Genomic DNA, 17,718 nt, shown 5'->3' on the forward strand with positions numbered 1-17,718 from the left:
ATGACGCTCGCATCCCTCGGCAAAAAGCTGTTCTACGTCTTTGCGGTTCCCATCGTCATTGTGATCTTCTGGATCGTGTGGGCCGACAGCGCCAAGAGCCCCTTCTGGCCATCCCCGGTTGTCATCGCCAAGGTCTTTCCTGCGACCTGGCTTGACGGCCGCATCCAGGAGGATGTTGTCCCAAGCCTGATCCGGTTCCTGACCGGCTACCTTGGTGCCCTCATCCTCGGCGTGATGCTTGGCATGATCATCGGGTCAATCCGACGCCTCCGGTACTTTCTCGAACCGACCCTCGAGTTCTTCAGGGCAATTCCGCCTCCCGTTCTTGTCCCCATCGTCATGCTGTTTGCCGGCATTGGCGACGGAATGAAGGTCATCGTTATTATCTTCGGCTGCATCTGGCCAATCCTGCTGAACACCATCGAAGGAGTCAGGGGAATTGACGGGGTGCAACTGGATACCGCGCGCTCGTATCGCATCAACGGCTGGCGCCGAACGGTCAAGATCATCCTGCCGAGTGCCTCACCCCAGATTTTTATTGGAGCGCGCCAGGCGCTGTCCATCGGCCTCATCATGATGGTGATCAGCGAAATGTTCGCCGCCACCAACGGCATCGGATTCAACATTGTGCAGTTCCAGCGCCTGTTTGCCCTTCCCGAGATGTGGAGTGGCATTATCCTGCTCGGCGTTATCGGTGTCTGCGCAAATGCGCTCTTCCGTCTCATCGAGGGACGAGTTTTGACGTGGTACTTCAATATGCAAGTGAAAGAAAAGTAGGTAACAACATGTCGCAGACGAACGCAACGCCCATTGGCGCAACACCAACCGACACCGCACAAAGCCACGACGCAATCCTTGAAGTGCAGCACCTGCGCAAGGTGTACGGTTCTGGCCCAACGGCCGTTGAAGCAATCGGAAACCTCGACTTCAGCATCCGGCCTGGCGAACTCGTGTGCATCGTTGGGCCATCTGGAGCTGGAAAAACGACCTTCCTTCGCTGCGTCTCCGGGCTCCTCCAGCCAACCTCTGGCGCGATCGTACTTGAGGGCAAAACGGTCAACGGCCCGCCAGAGGGCATGGCCGTCGTGTTGCAGGAATACGGCCGCAGCCTCTTCCCCTGGCTCACCGTGCAACAGAACATCGAACTCCCCCTCCTCGAAAAGAAACTCGACAAGGCAACACGGCAGTCGCTTATCGCAGAGTCCCTTGAGGCCGTTGGACTCGGGGGTTCCGCCTCGAAATACCCGTGGCAGCTCTCCGGCGGCATGCAGCAGCGCGTGGCGATCGCACGGGCGATCGCGTTCCAGCCGCACGTATTAGTCATGGATGAACCCTTTGCTGCGGTTGACGCCCAAACCAGGGCGGAGCTTGAGGACCTCGTCCGCACTATCTGGAAGACGATGGGTGTGACCGTCCTCTTTGTCACGCACGATATTGACGAGTCTGTGTATCTTGGGCAGCGCGTCATTGTGCTCTCAAGCGCACCGACCATGGTGCTTGAGGAAGTGATCATCGACCTCCCAGAGGTGCGTGATCAGCTCAGCACGCGCGCACTGCCAGAGTTCGCCGACCTGCGCACCCAGGTCTACGAGCTCATCCAGCGCGCCAAGCACGAGCGCTACTCGCCAACACCGGCGAGTGCAGCGTAGCCGCATCCGCTCAGGGCCCCTGCGTGACGTTGCCGATAACCCGGCGGATTCAGGCGGGGGCCTTAGCCGTGAAACGCAACCAGTTTGAGATAGCCGAAGAGCCGCTCCCTATCCCGTGCGGTGAGCGAGCTCATAGCGAGTTCTTGGGACTGAGCGACGAGCGGGCCAGCCTCAGCATAGAGCGCCTTGCCAGCGGTGGTAGCCCTGATGACATTTGAGCGCCGATCCCTCGGGTCTGGCTCACGCCGCACGAGGCCGCGCTCTTCGAGTCGATCGATAAGCGCCACGATCTGGCTTGGGTCGAGGTCGAGAAACTGCGCGAGTTCTTTTTGTGACGGGTTTGTATCGCTGCACGCGAGGGACAGCACCGAGTACGAACGAACGCGGAGGTCGAGCGGCTCAAGCAGGGCGTTGGTTGCCGCCGAACGGGCCGCGCGGGCGCGGGCAAGCAAAAAGTCGATGTCGTGGCCAAGATCCGTGTCGATAAAGCGTTCCATCGCGGATGCCGCGGCTCCGGCCTGGCGGGGTGCGGCTTCGCTGCCGGCAACGGTCGATTGTGCGGATGTCCGTGTCTCCATATTCACAAGATTAGCCCGCCAGCCCCCTCAACCACATTATTGAGTTTATAAATTATAGAAAGTCTCAACTTTTGAAGAGAGTTCCATCAACTAGTTGACTTTTTCAATTATATAAATGATCATTAGATTACGTCAGTGCGGACATTCGACCGCCACCATCAAGCGAAGGAGCTTGCCATGAGCCTTGTCGGAAAAGTTGCCATTGTCACAGGGAGCGGTCGCGGCCTCGGCCTTGCCTACGCCCAAGAACTGGCGCGACAGGGCGCATCCGTTGTCATCAACGATGTTGACGAAGCCGTTGCTGCTGAGGCAGTAGCAAGCATTCGTTCAGCTGGCGGCAACGCAACTGCCGTCGTTGCACCGGTTGGCCCGACAGCAACCGCAGATCAGCTCGTAGCTGCGGCGCTCGACACATACGGACGCCTCGACATCCTCGTCACCAACGCCGGCGTACTCCGCGACACCGTGCTCTGGAAGATGAGCGACGACGACTTCGACACCGTCATCAACGTCCACCTGCGAGGAACATTCACCTGCGTTCGTGCGGCGGCCACCCACTTCCGCACGCAAGGACAGGGTGGGCGCATCATCTGCATCGGCTCTCCAACCGGGCAGCGCGGAAACTTCGGCCAAACCAACTACGCCGCGGCCAAAGCCGGCATTGTCGGCATGGTCCGCACCTGGGCGTTGGAGCTCGCCCGCGCCGAAGTCACCGTCAACGCCGTCATCCCAGTGGCCGCGACAGCCATGACAGACACCGTTCCGTTCTTTGCGGCGTTCAACGAAGCGGCAGCAAAGGGCGAAGAGATGCCACCCTTTGCCCGCCGCGTACTCGGTTACGGCACCCCGAAGGATGTCGCCGGGCTCGTGAGCTTCCTCGCGTCGGATGCGGCCGCAAAGGTCACCGGCCAGGCAATCGGAGCAGGCGGCGACCGACTCCAGCTCTGGTCCCACCCAGAGGTTGTTGCCACGGCATTCCAAAACGGCGGCTGGGACTACGACGTCCTCACCGAAGACTTTGGCTCGCTCTTTGGCAATCAGCAGCAGTCCGTCGGCGAGAAGATGCCAGACCTGCCAGCAGAATTCCAACCAGCGCCAGCGGCACAGTAACCATGACCGCGACGCGTTATGAGCCGGGAGTTAACCCGGCATCCGTTGTGGCAATCGACACCCACGTTCACATCGAGGTGGACGATCACGGGCACAACGCTCTCCCCGACGCGCTCGTTGAGGCCGCAAGCAAGTATTTCAAAGCTGGCGGTCCACGGCCAGACCTCGATTCGGTCGCGGAATACTACCGCGAGCGCAACATGGCCGCAGTGGTTTTTACGGTCGATGCCACAACCGCTCTCGGCCGCAAGCCGAACAGCAGCGAAGACATCGCTGAGGGTGCCGCGCGCAACAACGACGTGCTCATCCCGTTTGGCTCGGTTGACCCTCGCGGCGGGGCGGATGCCCTCGCCAAGCTGCACCGGTTGGCAGGCGACTCCGGTGTTCGGGGGTTCAAGTTCCACCCGACGGTGCAGAACTTCGACCCGAGCGACGAACAGTATTACCCGTTCTGGGAGGCGCTGCAAAACCTTGGCCTTCCCGCGCTCTTCCATACCGGGCAGTCCGGCATCGGCTCTGGCCTCCCAGGTGGATTTGGCCTCAAGCTTGGGCTCTCGAACCCCATCCTGCTTGACCCGCTCGCCGCTGACTTCCCCGAACTCAACGTGATCATGGCGCATCCATCGGTGCCGTGGCAGGACGAGGCACTCGCCGTCGCGACGCATAAGGCCAACGTCTGGATTGACCTGTCCGGATGGTCGCCAAAGTATTTTCCGGAGAACCTCGTCAGGCACGCCAACTCGCTCCTGCAAGATCGGGTGCTTTTTGGCTCCGATTTCCCCCTCATTACCCCAGACCGCTGGCTAGACGATTTTGCAAAACTCTCGATCAAAGACGAGATCAGGCCAAAAATCATCAAGCAGAACGCGGCCAGATTACTCGGATTGGTGACCCAATGACCAGATCGGCAGCCCCAACGCCCTCCTCGTTTTACCCCGCTGACCAATACGGTTTCTCGCTTGAGCTCAGTGCTGCGGAGCTCACCGTCCTCGGCAAGCTCAGGGTTGTGCTCGACGAGGATGTTGCGCCTCTCCTCTCTGACTACTGGGAGCAGGGCCAGTTCCCCTACCAAATCGTCGACACGCTCATTGGGCTCAGCCTCATGAATCCCCCAGAATTTGAGGGATCTCCAGCAAGCGACCTGTATGCGGGCTTCCGCAATTTTGAACTCGCCAGAACGGACGCCTCAATCGCCACGTTCTATAACGCCCAGTCAGGTCTCTTCCGCACCACCGTGATGCGCGGCGGCACCGATGAACAGGTCGCACGCTATGACGAGGCCATCCAGAGCTTTGCATTCACGGGAGTGTTTGCGCTCACCGAGCCTGACCACGGCTCGGATATCGCTGGAGGCCTTGCCACAACCGCAACGCGCGACGGCGACACCTGGACAATCAACGGCGCAAAGCGTTGGATCGGCGGTGCGTTCTCCGCCAATGTGCTTGCCGTGTTCGCGCGAGATACCGCCGATGGTCAGGTCAAAGCGTTTCTTGTCCCCACCGACGCGCAGGGCGTCGCCCTCACCAAAATTGAGCGAAAGACATCGCTCCGGATCATGCAGAACGCCGACATCACGCTTTCGGAGGTGAAGGTTCACGAGTCAGACCGGCTCGGTCGCATCAATTCGTTTGCGGATGTCGCTGGCCTACTGCGGGTGATGCGCTCCGACGTCGCCTGGATTGCGACGGGGCTGCAGTGCGGCGCCTACGAGGCCGCCCTCCGGTACGTGCGCGAGCGGGAACAGTTTGGTAAACCACTCGCCTCGTTCCAGCTTGTACAAGAAAAACTCGCCACGATGCTTGGCAACCTCACCGCATCCCTCGGCATGGTGGTGCAGCTCACCAAACGCCAATCGACTGGCCACTACGCCGACGAGAACTCAGCGCTTGCCAAGATGTTCGTCTGCACGAGGATGCGCGAAACCGTTGCGCTCGCAAGGGAGGTTGTCGGCGGCAATGGCATCATCCTCGACACCGACGTTGCCAGGTTCCACGCGGATGCCGAAGCCGTCTATTCCTACGAAGGAACCCACGAGATCAACGCGCTCATCGTGGCTCGGGCAGCAACCGGCATCGGCGCGTTTCGCTGATTGTCCCGCCCCTCAGGCTCATCCCTATCCCCACCAACATCTGAAACACCGAATCCCGGAACCCGAATCCCGAACCCCGAAGAAAGAAGCACCATGACCGACCAAACAACCGCAACCTTCGACGAGCTCCCCGCCCTGATCGGCACCGACCTTGGATACACCGACTATCGCGAGGTTACGCAGGACCAAATCAACACGTTTGCGGATGCCGCCGACGACCACCAGTGGATCCACACCGACCCGGAAAAGGCCAAGGACGGACCATTTGGCGCGCCAATCGCCCACGGATTCCTCACCCTTTCGCTTGCGATCCCGATGTGGACTGAGCTGTTTGACGTGACCGGCGTGGCGACAAAGGTCAACTATGGTCTCGACAAGGTTCGGTTTCCCGCCCCCGTCACGGTTGGCTCTCGCATCAGGATGAACGCGGTCATCGCTGACGTCACCGAGATCCCTGGCGGCGTACAGCTTGGCGTTGACCAAACCATCGAGATTGAGGGCCAGACAAAACCTGCCGTGGTCTCGAAGGGGCTGTACCGCTTTTACGCCTAACCGAAACTGCTTCCGCGGCGGCGGTCGCACTCCCCCTGATGAGCGCAGTTCAGAACACACTGTTGGCCGGCCCCTCCTGGCCTGCCAAGCCCACCCGTCTCAAGGAAGAGAAGGAAGTATCACCATGAAACACCTCACCAAGATGATCACCATTGGGGCCGTCGCAGCGCTCGCGCTCACCGGATGTAGCTCCTCAAACGGCGGTGGCGATGATGCCGCGGCCCCAAGCTCGGAGAACATGACCGACGTGCAGGTTGGCATCCTCACGATCGCGCCCTCCGTTGCGATGCAGTACGGCATCGACGAAGGAATCTTCGCAGAACACGGCCTCAACGTTGAGCTGCAGACCGGCCAGGGTGGTGCAGCCCTGCTCCCTGCATTGTCCTCGGGTTCGATGGCCTTCGCCATTGGCAACCCGCTCTCCGGCATCGTTGCAACGGAGAAGGGTCTCGACATCAAGATCGTGACGGGCTACAGCAACTCAAAGGCTGACGGCGAAGACATCAACGGCGTCGTGGCAAAGAAATCATCGGGAATCGAGTCGTTCGCCGATCTCGAAGACAAAAAGGTCTCGGTCAACACGCTCAAAACCCAGGGCGACCTCACCATCAGCGAGAGTGTCAAGATTGATGGCGGCGACCCGGCGAAGGTCAACTTCCTTGAAATGCCGTTCCCCGATATGGAGGCGCAGCTCTCGTCAGACAATGTTGACGCGATCTGGATACCAGAACCCTTCCTCAGCAAAGCGCTCGCTGACCCAAATAATGTGCTGATCGGCTACCCGAACCAGACCGCCCTCCCTGGGCTGCCAACAATGGTCGCCCTCACAAGCGGCAAATACGCGACCGAGAACCCAAAGGTGGTAAAGGCGTTCCAGGAGGCCATGGCCGAAACGCTCACAAAGGCTGAGGAAAACCCGGAGGCCGTCCGCGCCCTCCTGCCGTCGTTCATGGATATGCCCGAAGCCGTCGCCACCAACCTGCGCATGGAGACGCTCGACGCGGAGGTACCCACTCAGGTACTGTCGGATCTTGGAGATCTCATGGTCGAGTACAAGTACGTCGAAAAAACACCCGACGTCAAGGCAATGATTGTCAGCTCCAACTAGCTGAGTGGATGTTGGGGCCAACGGTGGCCCCAACATCCCGCCTCGGTCGCTCCCCCGGTTCTATTCTTCGTTCCTCACCCGTCCTCTCGCTCACTCATGCAGCACATCCCCCTGCCCGAGTCCATCGTCTTGTTGTTCACCTCATTACACCCGCTGTCGTTTACCCATCCAGCCAACGCCGCTGTTGCCGCTGGAAGAAGGACCCCACGTTCTCATGCGAAACCAAGGAATCGGCTCGTGGATTCACCGCCGCCGCGAAAAATCAGCAGCCAACATCGCCGTCGTGAGCGGCGATCAGAGTGTCACCTACGCCGAACTTGACCGGCGCATTAACGCCTTCGCGGCGGCGCTTGCGCAGCGGGGCATCCGAAGCGGCGACCGCGTCGCCTACCTTGGCGAAAATCACACGGCATTCCTCGAAACCTTCTTCGCCTGCGGCGTACTTGGCGCCATTTTTGTGCCGCTCAACACGAGGCTCGCGCCGCCAGAGGTGCGGTACGCGCTTCGGGACTCGGGCAGCAGCATCCTTGTGCACGCTGATTCCCTTGAACCGCTCGCCGCCGCAGGCAGCGTCGACACCTTTATCGACCGCCGCATAATTGTGAATGACCGCACCGAGGTCGAGTGGACGACGCCGATTGGTGCGGTGCCACTCTCTGACCGCATCCTCATCGAATCGCATGAAACGGTCATCGCTGAGCACCTTGGCAGCGCAGCACATATTGATGCAGAGGTGAGCCTTGATGACCCTGCCATGATTCTGTACACCTCAGGCACAACGGGGAGCCCAAAGGGCGCGCTGTTGACCCACGAGAACCTAACCTGGAACAGCTACAACGTACTCGTCGACTACGACGTTGTGAGCAGCGACATCGCCCTCATCATCTCGCCAATGTTCCATGTAGCCTCCCTCGATATGGGCGTGCTCCCGGTCATCCTGAAGGGCGGAACGGTTGTGCTCGAGCCGCGCTTTGACCCAGGTAGAGCCCTTGAACTCATTGAGCTGCATCGCGCCACAATGATCAGCGGAGTGCCAACCACGTATCAGCTCATCTGCGAGCATCCGCTCTGGGACCAAACCGATATTTCGTCACTCAAGAAGCTCACCTGCGGCGGATCGGCTGTGCCAGTTCGCGTGCTGAACGCCTACGAAGACAGAGGCCTCGCGTTCTCTGGCGGATACGGGATGACCGAGACGGCACCAGGCGCCACAAGCCTCAACCCGTCAAAATCCCGGGCCAAAATGGGCTCTGCCGGGCTGCCACATTTCTTCACGGATCTGCGGATCGTGGATACCAACGGCCGTGTGCTGCCCGCAGGCGAAGTTGGCGAAATCCAGTTGTCTGGCCGAAACGTCATCCGCGAATACTGGAATAAGCCAGAGGCAACCGAAACTGCATTTGCCGATGGTGAGTGGTTTATGTCTGGCGACACCGGCTACGTTGACGACGACGGGTACCTCTTTGTTACGGGACGTATCAAGGACATGATCGTGTCTGGCGGCGAAAACGTGTACCCCGTTGAGATCGAGCAGCTCATCGTTGAGCTTCCCGCGGTCGACAGCGTTGCCGTCATCGGCATTCCTGACGAGCGCTGGGGCGAAGTCCCGCACGCGGTTGTGACGCTGCGCAGCGGATCGACGCTGGATGCCGCTGCGGTGCAGGCGCATCTCTCCGGACGCATCGCTCGCTACAAAATCCCGAAGACGCTTCAGGTTGTGGCTGAGATGCCACGAACGGCGAGCGGCAAAATCAGAAAAACCGACCTGCGGTAGGGGTGGTTGCGGGTAGGGGTGATTGCGGGCGCGGGTGATTGCGGGCGCGTGAGCGTGGCGGGCGCGTGAGCATGGCGGGCGTGGCTCCGTGAGGAGCGCGCAAAGCTCTGCAGGGTGCGCGCAAAGCTCCGCGGGAGCGAGCGCAGCTCTGCGAGGAGTGCGGGCGTAGCTCCGCAAGGAGTGCGGGCGTAGCTCCGCAAGGAGTGCGGGCGTAGCTCCGCAGTGAGCGGATATAGCTCCGCAAAGAAGCGAGAACGTCCACCGCCCCGCCCCCTCTGCTCCCCGCCCTGCTCCCCGAAAGCATGGCTTCGCAGGAGCAAAAACTTCCCCAGCTCCGCCAGGAGCATCCGCAGTTCCACGAGCCAGCAGATCTGACGCAAGAGTTCCTTCCCACGCGGTTATAGGAACTCTTGGGTCAGATCTGCGCTTCCGGGTAGCTCCGGACGAGGACTTCTGGAATCGAGGGCGGGATTTTCACGTTATTTTGCGTGAAATGGGGTGGATATCCCGCCCTCGAATGTGACTGGGCCGAATTCAGTGGGTGCGGTGGGAATTGAGTTGGGGTGGGGTGGGGTGGGGATTGGGCTGGGATACGCTGCGGTTGGCCCAACCCAGCCCAGCCCAAACCCAAGCCACCCGCCCCTCAAATCCCCCTACGCCAGGTCGTCAATAACCGTCAGCGCCCGCTTCGCCCAGCGGACCTCAGCCTGGGCTCGCTCGATCATGCCCTCGTACGCCAGCGCCTTGTACCCTTCGATGCGCGGCCACTCGCTCTCTGGGTAGTTTTCGAGGCGTTTGGCGAGCACTGGGTTGCTGTGGTCGTGGATGGCGTCAATCATGTCTTGCCAGACGATGATGAGCGCGGCGTAGTGTTCGATATGCGCGCGCATCTGCGCGCGGGCGGCCTCGGGCGATGCCCATTCGAGGTACGCGGTCTTAAGACTGATGGGGTTTCGTTCGCGCGGGTAGTCGAGGGTTTCGTTCATCCATGCCCGGAAGGCTTGTTCCCCGGATGGCGTGATTGAGTATCGTTTCTTGGTGCCTTTTGTGCCCCAGCGTTCGTCTTTTCCGGTGATGAGGCCATCGGCTTCCATGCGGCGCAGCTCTGGGTATATCTGCGAGTCGGGCGCGTGCCAGACGTAGCCAACCGATTGTTCAAAGTGTTTGTAGACGTCATAGCCGGTCATTGGCTGTGACGTGAGCAGGGCGCAGAGTGCGTATCGCAGGCTCATGGTCGACTCCTTTGAACGGTTGACGGATGCGGTGCCGCGCGAGCATTCGGCCCGGCGGATGCCCGGCCACGTAATCCTGTCTTCCCCCACGTTAGCGGGTGAGGTAACCCTATGAAAAACGTCGTTGCAAATATCTATGCGGATAGGTATTCTCAATTCAAACCACTATCGATGTAGATAGTGGGTTCTGGTAGCGCTCAACGATGACGCCCAGGAAAGGAACACCATGACCCTCCTCGAAAACGCCGCGGCCAAGCAATCAATCAGGTCCAGGCCCGTCGGCAACACTCCGACCATCAAGAATCTCGGCTCCACAACCGATAAAGTCCTGAATTTCCCGCTCAACGCCTGGTACGTGGCCGCCTGGGATTACGAGATCACCCGCAACCCCATCGCCCGAACCATTGCCGGCCGACCACTCGCCATCTATCGCACCGAGGACGGCAAAGCCGTCGCCCTCGCCGACGCGTGCTGGCACCGCCTCGCCCCACTTTCGATGGGCAAACCCGTAGGCCGCGACGGCATCCAGTGCCCCTATCACGGAATCGTCTACAACTCGGCCGGCCGCTGCATCTCGATGCCCGCACAAGAAACCATCAACCCCAGCGCAACCGTTCCGTCGTTTCCCATTGTTGAGCGATACCGGTACGCCTGGGTGTGGATTGGCGACGCGACGCTTGCCGATCCGGCAAAGATCCCAGACATGCACCAGCTCGACGACCCAGAGTGGGTTGGCGATGGGCTCACCATCGGGGTGAATTGCAACTACCAGCTTGTGCTCGACAACCTCATGGACCTCACCCACGAGGAGTTTGTGCACAGCAGTAGCATCGGCCAGGACGAGCTCAGCGAGAGCGACTTTGTGGTCACCCACGACGACACAACGGTGACGGTCACTCGCTGGATGCTCAACATCGATGCTCCCCCGTTCTGGCGCAAAAATATGCGAGATAAGTTCCCCGATTTTGAGGGGAAAGTTGACCGCTGGCAGATCATCACGTTTGAGGCGCCATCAACCATCTGCATCGACGTTGGGGTCGCGAAGGCCGGCACCGGCGCGCCTGAGGGCGACCGCAGCCAGGGAGTAAACGGGTTTGTAATGAATACCATTTCGCCCCAGAACGACCGCTCATGCCACTATTTTTGGGCTTTCATGCGCAACTACCGCCTCGAAAGCCAGCTCATCACGACGCAGCTCCGCGATGGCGTCTCGAAGGTCTTCAAAGAAGACGAAGACATGCTTGAGGCACAGCAGGCAGCCATCGATGCTAACCCTGACTACGAGTTCTACAGCCTGAACATCGACGGCGGCGGCATGTGGGTTCGCCGACTCATCGAGCGGATGCTTGAGGCAGAAGGTCGCCCCGCCTCCGCACAGCCGGAACACGCCCACCGCGCGCCAAAGGCGGCCCGCTAGCCGCGCATCCGGAAGCACCAGCATCCACCATCCTCAACGCGCCAACACAGAACAGGTCAACGACGACATGGCAGCACATAATCAAGAAGTCTGGCAACGCGGCAGGGTCATCGAGGCCGACTACGTGGCAACCGACATCAAACGGATCGTTTTCGAGCCGACTCTGCCGGTGAAGGCAGCCCCTGGGACGCATCTCACGGTGGCAATCGAGATCGACGGCGCAATCGACACGCGCTCGTATTCGATCGTTGCGTCGAGCGACGACGGGACCCGGCTCACCCTCAGCGTCTTCAAGACAAGAAACACGCGGGGCGGGGCAATCCTGATGCACAACCTCAAGGTGGGCGATAGCATCGCAATGACGCAGCCGATGCAAAACTTCCCGCTCCGTATTGGAGCCGAGCGATACGTGCTCGTTGCCGGCGGGGTCGGCGTCACCGCGATGGTCAATATGGCACGGGTGCTTCGTGAGATCGGCGCGAACTACGAGCTTGTCTACGTCGGACGCAATCGCGAGGCAATGGCCTATCTCGACGATCTCACGGCTCTGCACGGCAACCGGATGCGCGTCTTTGTTGATGACGAGGGCAATTCACTCAACGTTGACAAACTGCTCGGGAGCATCGCCGAGCATCCGTTCGCCACCGAGACCGAACTGTACATGTGCGGTCCGATTCGACTCATGGATGGCATCCGCCGGTCGTGGGCCTCGCACGGCCTCAACCCGCCAAATCTGCGCTTCGAAACGTTTGGCAACAGCGGCTGGTTTGAGCCGGAGGACTTCATTGTGCGCATCCCCCGCCTTGGAATCGAAACAACCGTTGGCGTTGGCAGCTCAATGCTTGAGGCGCTCGAATCGGCTGGGGCCGACATGATGTTCGACTGCCGAAAGGGCGAGTGTGGCCTGTGCGAGGTTCGCATCATTGACCTCGAAGGCGAGATCGACCACCGCGACGTGTTCTTCAGCGAGCAGCAGCAGCGCGACAACACGAAGATGTGTTGCTGCGTCTCTCGCGGAGCGAACCCAAACGCCGCCAACGGCACCCGAACAGTCATTACCCTCGACGTTTCCTAGCGTTGTCCGCGGCGCCGGCATCGGCCCCTTGATCCCAACGCGGCGGCTCATCCGCTGAACACATCCTTCTCGCGCATCCGCGATCATTTCACCAACCCAGAAAGCTCCCCCATGACTCTCCTCGAACGCATCGACGCGTCCAAAATGTCCGGTTACCAGTGGCTCATCATTGCCCTCTGCGTACTCCTCAACGCCATGGATGGCTTTGACGTCCTCGCAATGGCCTTCACCGCGGGAAGGGTGTCTGACGAGTTTGGGCTGAGCGGTGGCGAGCTTGGTCTGCTGCTGAGCGCAGGCCTCGTTGGCATGGCGATTGGGTCTCTCACCCTCGCACCGTTTGCCGATGTGATCGGGCGACGCCCGATGATTCTTCTCTCTGTCGGCCTTGCCACGGCCGGAATGTTACTGTCGGCAACGGCGAACTCAGCATTCGAACTCGGGGCCTGGCGGGTGGTCACTGGCCTCGGAATTGGCGGCATCCTCGCCTGCACCAACGTCATCGCGAGCGAGTATTCATCTCGGCGCTGGCGCGGAATGTGCATCAGTATTTATACGGCAGGCTATGGCATCGGAGCCACCATCGGCGGAGCCGTTGCGGTCACGCTGCAACAGCACCATGGCTGGCGGTCAGTCTTTATTGTTGGCGGGCTTGCAACCGGTGTCATCCTGATTCTCCTTGCCGTACTGCTGCCCGAGTCGGTTGCCTATCTGGTGACCAAGCGCCCTGCAGGTCTGCTCGAACGGCTCAACCGCATCGCGAAGAAAATCGGGCAGCCTGCCACGACCTCGCTCCCCCAGCCGGTGCTGCGCACTGGGACATCCTCAAATACGGTGAGCGAGCTCTTCTCACCGGCCAACCGTCGATCAACCGGGCTCATCTGGGCCGCGTTCTTTGCCATCATGTTTGGGTTCTATTTTGCCAACAGCTGGACGCCGACACTCCTCCAGACCGCGGGCATGACCGCAGACCAGAGCGTCATTGGCGGCATGGCGCTCACCCTCGGCGGCACGTTTGGCGCGCTCCTGTATGGCGCGCTCACCACAAAGTGGAACAGCAAGACCGTCATGCTTATCTTTGTTGTCCTCTCGGCGGTCAGCATGGCGTTGTTCATTTGGTCAGTTGGCATCCTCGCCCTTGCGTTCATACTCGGGGCGCTGGTTGGGATGCTCATCAACGGCTGCGTTGCCGGCCTCTACACGCTCACGCCGGGGCTCTACCCCGCGCAGATCCGCAGCACTGGCTCAGGCTGGGCGATCGGCGTCGGCCGCGTTGGGGCTATCCTCGCCCCGATGCTCGCCGGCAATCTTCTTGATGCCGGGTGGACCGCCGAAATGCTTTACCTTGGCGTTGGCGCTGTGGTGCTGCTCGCGGCCGCTGCGGTATGGGGGCTGCGCCCGCAACACGTCTCGAGCGGAGCAGCTGCGCCCGCGCCCATCGAGGCCGAGGCCGCCACCGTGCGCTAGGCCGTTCGGTTGTTGGGCTGCCGGGCGCGGCTCCCAACAACCGTTTTGCCGTTCCCGCTGAGTCCGTGATATAAATCAGTGTTCGCATAACGAACACGTGTCCGCATCGCAGCGGATGCCGGATCATTCCTCGGGGCCACAATTCACGACCCCAGAATCCCGGCCCTACGTTGTTTGAATGCACACCGAACGCCCACCGAACCCCTCGACTGGGCCGAAGGAATGAAGCAAGGAGGCTCCATGAATCAGAGCAAACAGGCCGCACGCGGTCTCAGCTGGCCAGTCGTGCTGTGCTGGATCACCATCATGCTTGATGGGTTTGATCTCGTCGTACTCGGCACGGTCATCCCGACCCTGAACGAGACGGGCGACATCGGGTTCAACCCGCAGGCCGCGACCTTTGTTGCCACAATTGGCCTCGTTGGCGTTGGCCTCGGCGCAATTGTTATTGGGCCACTTGCCGATAGTTTCGGCCGCCGAATGTCACTCCTCGTCTGCGTCGCCGTCTTCTCCGTCGCGACGCTCGCCATCGCCTGGGCACCGAGCGTTGCGGTCTTTGGCACCCTTCGCTTCGTTGCTGGCCTTGGGCTCGGAGCCTGCCTGCCAACCGTGCTTGCGTACATGAGCGAATTCACGCCAGCTCACCGCAGCGGTCGGGGAACCACCCTGACGATGACCGGATACCACGTTGGCGCGGTCCTGACCGCGCTCTTGGCGCTCATCATCGTTCCCGACTGGCGCATGATGTTTGTGATCGGCGGCGTTGCCGGCCTGATCGTTCTTCCCATCATTGCGTTCAAACTGCCAGAGTCACAGTCGTTCCTCGACGCTAAGAAACGCGCGGTCTCAGGCGAAGCTGCCTCACCCGCCGTCACGACCGCAACAAAGACGTTGCTCACGAAGCCCTACCTCTTTATCAGCATCGGCATTTGTGTTGCGTCGTTCATGGGACTCCTGCTGGTCTACGGCCTCAACACGTGGTTGCCTCAGATCATGAAGGATGCCGGCTACCCAATGGGCGACAGCCTCGCGCTGCTCCTGCTGCTTAACGTTGGCGCGGTTGCCGGGCTCGTCCTCGCGGGAAGCCTCGCCGACCGCAACGGAACCAAGAAGATCACGCTGGTCTGGTTCGGACTCGCCGCCGTCTTCCTTGCCGCCCTGAGCATCCGGATGGAGGCCCAGGTACTCGTCTACATTGCGGTGTTCATCACGGGCGTGTTTGTGTTCTCGGCCCAGGTACTTGTCTACGCCTTTGTGAGCCAGCTCTACCCGGTGCAGGCACGCGGAACCGCGCTCGGGATGGCTGCGGGCGTTGGCCGCGCCGGTGCCATTTGTGGCCCCTTCATCATGGGCACGCTCGTGACGGCCGGCTTCGCTTACCCGTGGGGCTTTTACGCGTTCTCTGCGGCAGCGTTGCTTGCCGTGATTGCGCTCGCGTTCCTTCCTCGCAAGGCCCCGGTAGCGGCCGCTCAAGAAAGCGTCACCGCGTAGCATCCAACCCACAAACGTGCCCCTGGCATCCATTCGTAAATGGATGCCAGGGGCACGTTTTATTTGCCAGCCTGCCGAGCCTAGCGCCCAGCGATCTGCTCAAGCGCCAGCCGGTATGACCCAAATCCGAAGCCAGCGATGATGCCCGTTGCCACGCCGCTAATGTAGCTCACCTGCCGAAAATCCTCGCGGGTGTGCGGGTTCGTGAGGTGCACTTCGATGAGCTCGATGCCCGCGCTCGAAACCTGCGCGGCGGCATCGCGGAGCGCGATGGAATAGTGGGTGAAGGCCGCGGGGTTGAGGATGACCGGGGTACGAGCATCGACCGCGTCGTGCAGCCAGCCAACCAGCTCTGCTTCACTGTTGCTCTGGCGCAGGTCAATCGTGATGCCTTCTGGCGCCTGCGCCTCAAGCTGCTCACGCAGATCGGAGAGGGTTTCACTGCCGTACTTTTCTGGTTCTCTCGTGCCAAGCCGGTTAAGGTTGGGGCCGTTGAGTACGAGCACGGTGGTCATTCATCCTCCAAACACTGTGGGCGCGGTCTTCGACGCCCTTCATTAGTTAAGCACACGACCCCGACAACCACGTGTGCGGTTGCCGGGGTTGCGCTGACGCGGTCAGATCTCTTGCCTAGTCGACCGGGTTACCAAGCTCGGCGAGCGGCGTCTTGTAGGTCTCCTTGGCCCACAGCGCACCAATAATCGCAATCACGGAGGATGCGGCAACGATGCACGCGGCCGGCAGCCAGTTCGATTTGTCGTCGCCAACGAGCGCGGTTCCAAGCATCGGGGTGAAGCCGGCCGCCACAATACCTACCTGCAGGGCGATCGCCATACCCGTGTAGCGAACCTTGACGTTGAAGAGTTCAGAGAACCAAGCCGGATACACGGCGTTCGAGGCGGCATAGGTGAACGAGGTAATAAGGATGCTCATCACCAGAATCATCGCGATATTGGCCGTCGAAATCACCGAGAAGTAGACAAAGATGAGCAGCCCAGAGCCGATCACGCCGCAGATGAACACCTTGCGGCGGCCAAATTTGTCGGACAATCCGCCCATGAGCGGCTGGGTGAACACGGCAAGAATGTTCGCGATGATGCTGATCCACAGCATGGTCGCGGCCGGGATGCCAAGCGACACCGCGTAGGCCAAGCCAAAGGCCTGCATGAAGATGTTGGTGACGGTCTCAAACGACATGAGGCCAACCTGGAAGAACTGCGCGGTGTGCGTGCGGAACATGACCAGGAACGGCAGCTTCGCGGTCTGGCCGGATTCCTGCTTCTCCTCAAAGATTTCGGGTTCGTCAAGCGAACGACGCACAAAGAACGCAACAGCGAGCACCGCGATCGACAGCCAGAACGGAATCCGCCATCCCCACGAGAGCATCTGCGCTTCCGGCATGTTCGCGACGGGGATGAAGGCCAGCGAAGCCATGACGATGCCGAGCGAGATGCCGGCGAGCGTGAAGCTCGCAAAGAATCCGCGTCGCCCTGCCGGGGATTCCTCGACCGTGAGCGTTGAAGCACCGGCGGTTTCGGCACCGGCCGAAAGTCCCTGCAGCAGGCGAAGCACAACGAGCAGGGCCGGGGCCCAGTATCCGGCCGTATTAAAGTCGGGCAGCACGCCGATCAGGAAGGTTGCGGCACCCATCAGCACAAGGGTGAGCACTAGCGTGTTCTTTCGGCCCATCTTGTCACCGAGGTGCCCAAAGACCACTGCACCAAATGGCCGAGCAACGTAGGCAACACCCATCGTCGCGAACGACGAGAGCAGCGCAATGGTGTCATCACCGGCAGGGAAGAAGATCTTCGAGAAGACAAGACTCGCGGCTGTCGCATAGATGAAGAAGTCGTAGTATTCGAGCGCCCCGCCAAGGAAGCCTGCGAGGGCAGCTTTTTTTGCCCGCTTGAGTTGACGGGCCGCGGCGGATGCCGCCGTAGGCCGTTCATCCGTCCGTACTGGTGTTGTTGTCATTTGTCGTCTTCCACGTTGAAGGGCCAGGGGGCACCGAGACAGGTTGTTCGCTGAGCGAACTCATGTTCGCTAGCAATTCGATAACGGTACATGACATTTGAACCGGACGCAAAGAATCCTTTAAGTCCTGTTCTCTCTGCGAACTTTCGTGCCTTGTGCGAACAGCGCTAGTATTGCGTCAGACATCCGCCTTCACGGCCGGCCT

The 17,718-nt window shown here is 60.5% G+C and carries 16 protein-coding genes; 12 read left to right on the plus strand and 4 right to left on the minus strand.

The window, feature by feature from the left end:
- Positions 1 to 777 carry an ABC transporter permease gene (locus FHX76_RS05455; RefSeq protein ID WP_167148670.1) on the plus strand — a complete coding sequence of 259 codons (777 nt, stop codon included), beginning with the start codon at positions 1 to 3 and terminating at the stop codon, positions 775 to 777.
- Positions 778 to 785: 8 nt separating this feature from the next.
- Positions 786 to 1,649, plus strand: a complete 864-nt coding sequence (locus FHX76_RS05460; RefSeq protein WP_167148672.1) for an ABC transporter ATP-binding protein — start codon at positions 786 to 788, stop codon at positions 1,647 to 1,649.
- A gap of 62 nt (positions 1,650 to 1,711) precedes the next feature.
- On the opposite strand, the gene FHX76_RS05465 is transcribed toward FHX76_RS05460, so the two are convergent.
- Complete coding sequence (locus FHX76_RS05465; RefSeq protein WP_243848584.1) at positions 1,712 to 2,227, minus strand: MarR family winged helix-turn-helix transcriptional regulator; 516 nt, start codon at positions 2,225 to 2,227, stop codon at positions 1,712 to 1,714.
- Positions 2,228 to 2,404: 177 nt separating this feature from the next.
- Here FHX76_RS05465 and FHX76_RS05470 point away from each other — a divergent pair, with 177 nt between their 5' ends.
- The 6 genes from FHX76_RS05470 to FHX76_RS05495 all read left to right on the plus strand — a co-directional run bounded on the left by FHX76_RS05470 (position 2,405) and on the right by FHX76_RS05495 (position 8,860).
- Positions 2,405 to 3,337 (plus strand): SDR family NAD(P)-dependent oxidoreductase, encoded by a 933-nt coding sequence (locus FHX76_RS05470; RefSeq protein ID WP_167148674.1) that lies wholly within the window; start codon positions 2,405 to 2,407, stop codon positions 3,335 to 3,337.
- A gap of 2 nt (positions 3,338 to 3,339) precedes the next feature.
- Entirely contained in the window at positions 3,340 to 4,236 is an 897-nt protein-coding gene (locus tag FHX76_RS05475) for an amidohydrolase family protein (protein ID WP_167148676.1), read from the plus strand.
- Positions 4,233 to 5,426: an acyl-CoA dehydrogenase family protein gene (locus tag FHX76_RS05480; RefSeq protein WP_167148678.1), complete on the plus strand. Its 1,194-nt coding sequence runs from the start codon at positions 4,233 to 4,235 to the stop codon at positions 5,424 to 5,426. The genes FHX76_RS05475 and FHX76_RS05480 overlap by 4 nt, the downstream gene beginning before the upstream one ends.
- Positions 5,427 to 5,519: 93 nt before the next feature.
- Complete coding sequence (locus tag FHX76_RS05485) at positions 5,520 to 5,978, plus strand: MaoC family dehydratase (protein ID WP_167148680.1); 459 nt, start codon at positions 5,520 to 5,522, stop codon at positions 5,976 to 5,978.
- A gap of 124 nt (positions 5,979 to 6,102) precedes the next feature.
- Complete coding sequence (locus tag FHX76_RS05490) at positions 6,103 to 7,086, plus strand: ABC transporter substrate-binding protein (RefSeq protein WP_167148682.1); 984 nt, start codon at positions 6,103 to 6,105, stop codon at positions 7,084 to 7,086.
- Between the two features lie 214 nt (positions 7,087 to 7,300).
- The gene (locus tag FHX76_RS05495) at positions 7,301 to 8,860 is read left to right on the plus strand and encodes an acyl-CoA synthetase (RefSeq protein ID WP_167148684.1); all 1,560 of its coding nucleotides are present in this window, start codon (positions 7,301 to 7,303) and stop codon (positions 8,858 to 8,860) included.
- 653 nt (positions 8,861 to 9,513) lie between these two features.
- Here FHX76_RS05495 and FHX76_RS05500 read toward each other — a convergent pair.
- The gene (locus FHX76_RS05500; RefSeq protein ID WP_167148686.1) at positions 9,514 to 10,092 is read right to left on the minus strand and encodes a PadR family transcriptional regulator; all 579 of its coding nucleotides are present in this window, start codon (positions 10,090 to 10,092) and stop codon (positions 9,514 to 9,516) included.
- Positions 10,093 to 10,318: 226 nt separating this feature from the next.
- Here FHX76_RS05500 and FHX76_RS05505 point away from each other — a divergent pair, with 226 nt between their 5' ends.
- From FHX76_RS05505 to FHX76_RS05520, 4 genes are all read left to right on the plus strand, one after another.
- Positions 10,319 to 11,509, plus strand: coding sequence for an aromatic ring-hydroxylating dioxygenase subunit alpha (locus FHX76_RS05505; protein WP_167148688.1), 1,191 nt, complete (start codon positions 10,319 to 10,321; stop codon positions 11,507 to 11,509).
- A gap of 67 nt (positions 11,510 to 11,576) precedes the next feature.
- Positions 11,577 to 12,584 carry a PDR/VanB family oxidoreductase gene (locus FHX76_RS05510; protein WP_167148690.1) on the plus strand — a complete coding sequence of 336 codons (1,008 nt, stop codon included), beginning with the start codon at positions 11,577 to 11,579 and terminating at the stop codon, positions 12,582 to 12,584.
- Positions 12,585 to 12,695: 111 nt separating this feature from the next.
- On the plus strand, positions 12,696 to 14,048 hold the full coding sequence (locus tag FHX76_RS05515) for an MFS transporter (RefSeq protein WP_167148692.1): 1,353 nt from the start codon (positions 12,696 to 12,698) through the stop codon (positions 14,046 to 14,048).
- Between the two features lie 240 nt (positions 14,049 to 14,288).
- Positions 14,289 to 15,539 (plus strand): MFS transporter, encoded by a 1,251-nt coding sequence (locus FHX76_RS05520; protein ID WP_167148694.1) that lies wholly within the window; start codon positions 14,289 to 14,291, stop codon positions 15,537 to 15,539.
- A gap of 80 nt (positions 15,540 to 15,619) precedes the next feature.
- Here the strand turns inward: FHX76_RS05520 and FHX76_RS05525 are convergent, their stop codons facing one another.
- Positions 15,620 to 16,054, minus strand: coding sequence for a type II 3-dehydroquinate dehydratase (locus FHX76_RS05525; RefSeq protein WP_167148696.1), 435 nt, complete (start codon positions 16,052 to 16,054; stop codon positions 15,620 to 15,622).
- 115 nt (positions 16,055 to 16,169) lie between these two features.
- The gene (locus tag FHX76_RS05530) at positions 16,170 to 17,513 is read right to left on the minus strand and encodes an MFS transporter (protein ID WP_167148698.1); all 1,344 of its coding nucleotides are present in this window, start codon (positions 17,511 to 17,513) and stop codon (positions 16,170 to 16,172) included.
- Between the last annotated feature and the right edge of the window lie 205 nt (positions 17,514 to 17,718).

Origin of the sequence: Lysinibacter cavernae (assembly GCF_011758565.1) — a bacterium.
In the GTDB taxonomy this organism is placed as follows: domain Bacteria; phylum Actinomycetota; class Actinomycetes; order Actinomycetales; family Microbacteriaceae; genus Lysinibacter; species Lysinibacter cavernae.